1 protein-coding gene is annotated in these 253 nt (G+C 67.2%); it reads right to left on the reverse strand.

The features are described from left to right. The coding region (locus SB764_RS42695; RefSeq protein WP_410867137.1) for a hypothetical protein at positions 1-253 on the reverse strand (253 nt) is incomplete at both ends.

Here is a 253-nt window from a genome sequence, read left to right on the forward strand (position 1 = left end):
GGTGCCGTGGCGGTCGAGCAACTCACGCACCAGGCGCGCACTGGCTTCGGTGTCGCCATCGTTGACGGCGGTGAGCAGGGCTTCGCCTTCATTGCCGAGGAAGCCCTGGATGGTCTTGTGCGCGGCAGGGGAAAGGCGGCCCTTGTCCAGCAGCTCCTGCACGGCTTCGGCTACCGGGCGATAGTTCTCGCTTTCTGCGCGGAAGGCTTGCAAGTCGTGGAAGCGGTTCGGGTCCAGCAGGCGCAGGCGCGCG

Source organism: Paraburkholderia sp. SIMBA_027 (genome assembly GCF_046535315.1).
GTDB lineage: Bacteria > Pseudomonadota > Gammaproteobacteria > Burkholderiales > Burkholderiaceae > Paraburkholderia > Paraburkholderia tropica.